The sequence below is a fragment of the Micrococcus sp. HMSC31B01 genome (assembly GCF_001816085.1).
GTDB lineage: Bacteria > Actinomycetota > Actinomycetes > Actinomycetales > Micrococcaceae > Micrococcus > Micrococcus luteus.
On the sequence record NZ_KV825116.1, the window covers coordinates 1 to 7,350 of the forward strand.

Consider the following 7,350-nt stretch of genomic DNA (forward strand, 5'->3'; position numbering starts at 1 on the left):
CCCGCCGCGTACTTCTCCACCAGGACCGAGACGACGGCCTCCCAGGGGGCGACGCCCGGGGCGGCCGCGGCCTCGCCCAGCCGTCGCCACACGGGCGTGCCGCCGTCGACCGTCCACTGGGATGCGCGGAACGAGACCGTCGGGCGCCCCGCCGTCGAGAGGATCGCGGAGCCGGGGCGACGCGGGTCGAGCCGGGCCGCGGCGGCCGTGCCCACCAGGTCCCACGACTCCTGCTCCGTCGCGGTGCGCAGGGCGATCGTGCTGCCCAGGTTCGAGCGCAGGTCCGAGCCCACCGCACCCGTGGCCCGCTGCGTGGCCAGGATGAGGTGGAAGCCGAGGGAGCGGCCCGTGGCGGCCAGACGCTGCAGGACGGCGGCCGCGTCCGGGTGGTCGTCCACGAGCACGCGCAGTTCGTCGATCGCCACGACGAGCCGAGGCAGCGCCGCGTCCGGATGGCGGCGACGGAAACCGGGATAGTCGCTGACCCCGGCCTCCGCGAAGAGGGCCTCGCGGCGATGCAGCTCCGCCCGGATGGCGCTCAGCGCCCGCAACGAGGCCGTTCCCACGTGGTTGGTCTCCAGGCTCATCGTGTGGGGGAGCGCGCCCAGCGGGCCGAACGACGCGCCGCCCTTGAAGTCCAGCAGCAGGAACGCGACCTCGGCCGGCGGGTGGTGCGCCGCGGCTCCCAGCAGAAGGGACAGCAGGAGATCCGACTTCCCGGATCCCGTGGTGCCCGCGATGAGCAGGTGCGGACCGTCGGCGGCCAGGTCCATCTCGACGACGCCCGTCTCGTCGCCGCCCCGGGCGAGGGTCACGGTGAGCCCGTCGACGGCATCGCGGGCGCCCACCTGCCCCGGGGGTGTGAGCGTGCCGTCCCCGTCGTCGGTGGGCAGCAGGCCGAGGTCCACGACGTCGTCGGCCAGCTCGGTCAGCCAGGCGGTCAGGGTGCCGTCGGCGAGGCCGTCGGCGGCCACGTCCTCGAAGCGCTGCTGTTCGGCCGGGACCACGACGGTGCGCCCGCGCAGGTCGACGACGGCGTCCCCCGGCGCAGGCGGCGGCCCGGTGAAGTCGTACTGCGTCCAGGGCAGATCCGTCTGGGCCGTGGGCGTCGTCCCCGCGTCGTCGCCGATGGCGGCCCGCCACGCTCGCCACGCCGGATCCAGTGCCGCGTCCTCAGGAGCCGACACCAGCAGCCGCGGGCCGGACCCGCCCGACCACCAGGTGCGGCGGACTCCACCGGCCTCCACCACGAACGCGCCGTCGGCGGCCACCGCGTGCCGCAGGAGCTGGAACACCGCCCACCGGCAGGCCCCGGCCACATCGCGCGGCGGCCCGACCACGACGACGCGCGACTCCGGCGGTGACGTCGTCATCACGGTGCGCCGCGACGTGACGGCCTCCACCCATGCCTCGTCCGGGTCGTCCCGCGACAGGGACAGCGCCCCGACGCCGGAACCCCACGAGACCGCCACGGCCTCGTCGGCCCCCGACGTCAGCCCGAAGCGGTCCGTCGCGCCGGAGCGGACGGCGCGGGCCACCGCACCGGGGCTCAGTGCCGCCTGAGCCCGCCGGCGCACGACCGCGTCCGCGCGGGCGGCGAGCAGCCGCGCATGCCGCAGCCGGGTACGGCGCTGCATCGCCAGCATGACCAGCGCCACCGTCACGGACAGCACACCGAACAGCAGGAACATCGGGTTGCCCATCATCAGGACCAGGGCGACCCCGAGCACCAGCGGGCCCAGGGCCGCCACCAGCGGGATCACGACGGACTGCCGGGCCGGTGGGGATCCGAGGTCGACGGCGGGCGGCTCCGGCGTGATCGGCCGCGGCAGGGCGGCCCCGGGCCCGCGGACCAGGCCCAGGGCGGTCCGGCCCACAGGGAGCGGGCTGCGGCCGTCCCACAGGCGTCCGGTGTCCCGAGGACCGTCGTGGACGTGCAGCCCGGTGGGCGCGAGCCGCAGACGCATCGGCCGCGACGGGGCAGAGGGGTCGTCCAGCAGCAACCGCGCCCCACCGCGTCCCGTGCTCAACCCGCCCTCCCCCAGAGGGACGAGGCGGCCGGCGTCGGGTCCGTGCTCGGTGACCACCGCGAGCTCCGGCCCCCGGGCCGGTGCACTTCCGACCCGTTCCGCGTACGTCACGCTGCGCGGCCCGGCAGCGCACCGGTGCAGCGACCGGGCGGGAAAACGTTCCCGCACCGCCCGGTCCTGCTCGTCCGCGTCGGCGGGGAAGTGCTCCACCCGCCATGTCTCGGGAGCGGCCCCGCCCAGGATCCGCACGCTCCAGGCCATCCCCGCCCCTCCCTCCTGAGACCGGCGACCGGCCCGTCCGGCCGCCTGGGGACGACCCTGCCACGGCCTGATGGCGGTTCGGGCGGCCTGTGGACAACTCCCCGTCGAACGGGACCGCCGCCACGTTGTCCACAGTCATGGTGTCCTGGACCACACGCATCGACGGAACGGGGTATCTTCCTGATCGAGACATGTGCGGCGCTGGGGATGGCGCCGAATCGGGCACAGGAGGGACACATGGATGCGGTGCGCATTCTCGAGGACGAGATCCGGGAGATCGTCCGGCGGCAGGGCATCGACCCGCAGCGTGAGCACGCCCGGGTCCTGACGCTCATCCAGGACGCGGCCGCGGACTACGAGTCCCGCGCGATGGTCAGCTCGCTGCCGGACCTGGACGATCCCGTGGCGGCGCGGCAGGACCTGTTCGACCGCATCGCGGGCCTCGGGCCGCTCCAGCGGCTCATGGACGATCCCTCCGTGGAGGAGATCTGGCTGAACGCGCCGGACGCCGTCTACTGCGCGCGGTCCGGCCGCTCCGAGCTGACGGGCATCGTCCTGACCGAGGAGGAGGTGCAGGACCTCGTCGAAGTCATGTTGAAGTCCTCGGGCCGGCGGCTGGACCTGTCGATGCCGTTCGTCGACGCGGCCCTGCCAGACGGTTCGCGCCTGCACGTGGCCATCCCCGACATCACGCGGCGGCACTGGGCCGTGAACATCCGGAAGTTCATCGCCCGGGCGCGCCGGCTGGACGACCTCGTCCGGGGCGGTTCCCTCACTCCGACGGCGGCCCGCTTCCTGGACGCGGCCGTGGACGCGGGCATGAACATCCTCGTCAGCGGGGCCACCCAGGCGGGCAAGACCACCCTGCTCAACTGCCTGGCTTCGGCCATCGGCCCGCGGGAGCGGGTGATCACCGTGGAGGAGATCTTCGAGCTGCAGATCCCGGTGCGCGACGTCGTCGGGCTGCAGTGCCGCCAGCCGAACCTGGAGGGCCACGGCGAGATCCCGCTGCGTCGCCTCGTCAAGGAGGCGCTGCGGATGCGCCCGGACCGCCTGATCGTCGGCGAGGTGCGCGAGGCCGAGGCGCTGGACATGCTCGTCGCTCTGAACTCCGGCCTGGCCGGCATGTGCACGATCCACGCGAACTCGGCCGCGGACGCGCTCACGAAGCTCTGCACGCTGCCGCTGCTGGCCGGGGAGAACATCTCCCGGGACTTCGTCGTCCCGACGGTCGCCACGTGCATCGACGTCGTCGTGCACTGCGAGCGCGACCGTCAGGGCCGCCGGCGGGTGCGGGAGATCCTCACCGTCGGCTCACGGGTGGAGGGCGGGGTCATCGAGACGTCGGCGCTCTTCCAGCGTGACGCCGAGGGCGACCTGCGCCTCAACGAGGGTGCGAACCTGGAGTTCGAGGCGCTCGCCCGTCGCGGCGTGGACGTCCACGAGCTGGTGGGGCTGCGCTGATGGCCGCGCTGCTGGGGCTCGCGCTCGGCTGCGGCCTGTTCCTGCTGTGGTGGTCCCTCTGGTCCCCTCCCACGGAGAAACCCGGGGCCGCCCGCCCCGACTCGCGCCTGCGTGTGCTGATCGCCCAGTCCGGCATCCAGCGTCTCAGCCCGGCCGGCGTCGTGTCCGCCATGGCCGTCGGCGGTCTCGTGGTCGGGCTGCTCGTCCTGTCGCTGACCAGTACGTGGACCATCGCCGCGTGCTTCGCCGTCTTCGGCGCGGCCGTGCCCTGGCTGCTGTTGTCCTGGCAGGCCCGCCGGCGGTCCACGGCACTGCGCGAGCTGTGGCCGGACGCGATCGACCACGCCCGGTCGGCCATCCGCGCGGGCCTGACTCTCCCGGAGGCGCTCATCCAGCTCGGGGAGACCGGGCCGGAGGGGCTGCGCGAGCCGTTCCAGCAGTTCGCCCGGGACTACCGGGCCGGAGCCCGCTTCGTGGACGCACTGGACCGGCTCAAGGCCCGGATGGCCGACCCCGTCGCGGACCGCCTGGTGGTCTCGCTGCGCCTGACCCGCGAGGTCGGCGGCGCCGACATCGGCCGTCTGCTGCAGACCCTCTCCGAGTTCCTCCGGCAGGACGCCCGCATCCGCGCCGAGCTCGAGGCCCGGCAGTCGTGGACCGTGAACGCGGCCCGGTTGGCGGTGTGCGCCCCGTGGCTCGTGCTCCTGCTGCTGGGGACCCAGCCCGCCGCGGTCGCGGCCTACCGGTCCGCCGCCGGCGGGGCCGTGCTCCTCGCCGGCATGGTGGCCTCCGTCGTCTGCTACCGCGTCATGCTCCGCATCGGCGCGCTGCCCCGGGAGAAGCGGGTGTTCGCATGACGTCCGCGCTGATCTGGGCCGCGCTCCTGGGCCTCACCCTCGGGGCGGGACTGCTCCTCATCCTGGTCACCCAGCCGGTGGGCTGGCGCCCCAGCCTCGAGCAACGGGTCGAACCGCAGCTGCGCCACCACATCCCGGCCTCCCGCCTCCTCGAGGAGGAACGTGCGGGCGCCTCACCCTGGGGAGCGTGGGGACGCATCCTCGATCCCGTGGTGCAGGCCGGAGTCGGCTGGGTCCAGCGCATCTCCCCGGGCGGGGTGGCGCTCGACCGCAAGCTGGCCGCCGCGGGGCTCGCGGTCACGTCGACGGACTTCCGTGCCCAGCAGGTCCTGAGCGGAGCCGCGGGGGCCGCCGTGGCGGCCGTCCTCGCGCTCAGCCTCACCGTCACGGGCCGCGTGCCGGTGATCACGGGGGTCGCCCTCGTGATCGCCGGCGGCATGGCCGGGTTCCTGCTCCGGGAGCAGCTGCTCTCCCTGCGGGTGCGACGGCGGCGCGAGGCCATCCTCTCCGAGTTCCCGTCCGTGGCCGAGCTGTTCGCGCTCTCGGTGGGCGCGGGGGAGAGCGCCGCCGGAGCGCTCGAACGCATCGCGGGGACGGCGCGCGGGGAGCTGGCCGGCGAGTTCCGCACCACGCTCGCCGACATGCGTGCCGGGGCGTCGCTGTCCGCGGCGCTCAAGGCCATGGGACGGCGCGTGCAGCTGGCCCCCGTCGAACGGTTCATCGGGGGCGTGCTCATCGCGCTCGACCGCGGCACGCCCCTCGCCGACGTCCTGCGCGCGCAGGCCCAGGACGTGCGTGAGATGGGTCGCCGCGAGCTCATGGAGGCCGCCGGCCGGAAGGAGATACAGATGATGGTGCCCCTCGTGTTCGGCATCCTCCCGCTCACGGTGATCTTCGCCGTCTTCCCCGGCATCTCCCTGATGCGCCTGGGGTTCTGAAGACCCACAACTGAATAGTCCATCCATCCACCCACGATCACCATCCACTCCGGCCGCACGGGCGGCCGGCCACCCGAGGAGGGGACCATGCTCCACCACCACGCCATCACCGTCCTGGCCGCCCTGCGCGCCCTCATCCACGACGACGTCCGCGACGAGCGCGGCGACGTCCCCGGCTGGGTGATGATCACCCTCATGTCCGCCGTGCTCGTGGCCGGCCTGCTGGCCCTCGCCCTGCCGGCGCTCCAGGGACTGTTCAACCAGGCCATCTCCCAGGTGTCCCAGGGCGGCTGAGCATGCCCCGGGGTGCTGCCCACGGCGCGCAGGCGCCCCGTGGCGGCCACACGGGTGTCCGCTGGCGGGACGACCGGGGCGCCGCGGTGGCCGAGTCCACCATGGTGATGACCCTGGTCGTCCTGCTCTTCGCGGCGCTGCTCCAGGCCGGCGTCGTGATCCACACGCGCAACGTGATGATCGACGCCGCCTCCGCCGGCGCCCGGTACGGGGCGCTCGCGGACCGGAGCCCCGAGGACGGCGTCCAGCGGGCTCGGGAGCTGCTCTCGGCCGGCGTGCCCGGCCAGTCCGGGGCCGACGTCGCCGCGGAGCTCACCAGCCAGGACGGGGTCCCGGTCCTGCGCGTCACGGTCTCGAGCTCGCTGCCCGGCCTGGGGTTCCTGCCGGGCCCGATCCCCGTGGAGGTGAGCGGTCATGCGTTCCGTCAATGACGTCCGCGACGAGCGGGGAGCGGCCACGGTCGAATTCCTGGGCCTCACCCTCGTCCTGTTGATCCCCGTGGTGTACCTGATGATCTACGTCTCCCAGGTCCAGGCCGCGGCGTTCGCCTCGGTCGCCGCCGCTGACCAGGCCGTCAAGGCCGTGGTCGCCGAGGCTGATCACCCCAGCGCAGGCGCCGCCCACGCCACCGTCGAGCTCACGCTGGCCGACTACGGCGTGGGCGCCGGCCAGTACGACCTGACCGTCGGCTGCGATCAGGGCGGCTGTGGCACGCTCGAACCGGGCGAGGTCGTCGCCGTGCGGGTGGACGTGGGGGTGCCCGTCCCTCTCACGCCGGCAGCGTGGTCGCTGACCCCCGTGACGGTGGGTTCCGACGCCCGGCAGACTGTGCCGAGGTTCTGATGCGCCGCCGCCTCACCGCTCGCCTGGGTCACGACGACGGGCAGACCACCGTCCTCACCGTCGGCCTGTGCGCCGTGCTCGTGGCCCTCATGCTGGTCATGCTCGCGGTCACCACCGTGCAGTTGCAGCACCGCCGCCTGCAGTCGCTCGCGGACTCGGCCGCCATCGCCGGGGCAGAGGAGCTCGGCTTCCGGCTGGGGGAGGACCCGGGCGTCGTGCTCTCCGACGACGACGTCGCCGCCTCCGCCAGCGCACACCTCGCGGCCGTCGGTGCCCAGGAGGCCGTGCCCGGGCTCGGCGGGATGAACGCCCGCGTGGCCGACGACGGCACCACCGTCGTCGTCACCCTCGACGCCCGGGCCGATCTGTTCGCCATGACCGGCCCGTTCGCGGGGACACTGCCCCTGTCGGTCCCCCTCGAGGCGACGGGCAGCAGTCGCACTAGCCTGGCCCGGTGATCCGCTTCCTCCACGGCATCGGTGGCCGGCCCGCCCACTTCGAGCCCCTTGCTGACGCCCTCGGCGCCGTGGCCGACCTCGCCGCCTCGCCCGCCCTGCCCGGCCACCCGGGCACGGACGCCGGCGGTCAGGGCCGCCCCCGGGCCGCACGGCCGGCGACCGATGCGGACCCCGTCCTCGACGCCGCCCGCACCTGGGCGGCGCA

Annotated in this window: 8 protein-coding genes and 1 pseudogene; 8 read left to right on the top strand and 1 reads right to left on the bottom strand. The window is 74.4% G+C overall.

Going from position 1 to position 7,350, the window contains the following annotated elements:
* Positions 1-2,291, bottom strand: a 2,291-nt coding sequence (locus tag HMPREF3105_RS06260; RefSeq protein WP_070708992.1) for an FtsK/SpoIIIE domain-containing protein, incomplete at its 3' end; no start/stop codon positions are given.
* A gap of 237 nt (positions 2,292-2,528) precedes the next feature.
* Here HMPREF3105_RS06260 and HMPREF3105_RS06265 point away from each other — a divergent pair.
* From HMPREF3105_RS06265 to HMPREF3105_RS06300, 8 genes and pseudogenes are all read left to right on the top strand, one after another.
* Positions 2,529-3,755 (top strand): TadA family conjugal transfer-associated ATPase, encoded by a 1,227-nt coding sequence (locus HMPREF3105_RS06265; RefSeq protein WP_063190312.1) that lies wholly within the window; start codon positions 2,529-2,531, stop codon positions 3,753-3,755.
* The gene (locus HMPREF3105_RS06270) at positions 3,755-4,612 is read left to right on the top strand and encodes a type II secretion system F family protein (protein ID WP_010079080.1); all 858 of its coding nucleotides are present in this window, start codon (positions 3,755-3,757) and stop codon (positions 4,610-4,612) included. Before HMPREF3105_RS06265 ends, HMPREF3105_RS06270 begins: the two co-directional genes overlap by 1 nt.
* Positions 4,609-5,550 (top strand): type II secretion system F family protein, encoded by a 942-nt coding sequence (locus HMPREF3105_RS06275; RefSeq protein WP_041104286.1) that lies wholly within the window; start codon positions 4,609-4,611, stop codon positions 5,548-5,550. The genes HMPREF3105_RS06270 and HMPREF3105_RS06275 overlap by 4 nt, the downstream gene beginning before the upstream one ends.
* An 87-nt stretch (positions 5,551-5,637) precedes the next feature.
* Complete coding sequence (locus HMPREF3105_RS06280; protein WP_010079078.1) at positions 5,638-5,844, top strand: hypothetical protein; 207 nt, start codon at positions 5,638-5,640, stop codon at positions 5,842-5,844.
* A 2-nt stretch (positions 5,845-5,846) separates the two neighbouring features.
* Positions 5,847-6,275, top strand: coding sequence for a TadE/TadG family type IV pilus assembly protein (locus HMPREF3105_RS06285; protein ID WP_036381779.1), 429 nt, complete (start codon positions 5,847-5,849; stop codon positions 6,273-6,275).
* Entirely contained in the window at positions 6,259-6,687 is a 429-nt protein-coding gene (locus HMPREF3105_RS06290) for a hypothetical protein (RefSeq protein ID WP_036313982.1), read from the top strand. Before HMPREF3105_RS06285 ends, HMPREF3105_RS06290 begins: the two co-directional genes overlap by 17 nt.
* Positions 6,687-7,145: a Tad domain-containing protein gene (locus HMPREF3105_RS06295; protein WP_036381775.1), complete on the top strand. Its 459-nt coding sequence runs from the start codon at positions 6,687-6,689 to the stop codon at positions 7,143-7,145. The genes HMPREF3105_RS06290 and HMPREF3105_RS06295 overlap by 1 nt, the downstream gene beginning before the upstream one ends.
* Positions 7,142-7,350: pseudogene (locus tag HMPREF3105_RS06300) on the top strand (alpha/beta hydrolase); the annotation flags it as partial. The gene HMPREF3105_RS06295 and the pseudogene HMPREF3105_RS06300, both read left to right, overlap by 4 nt.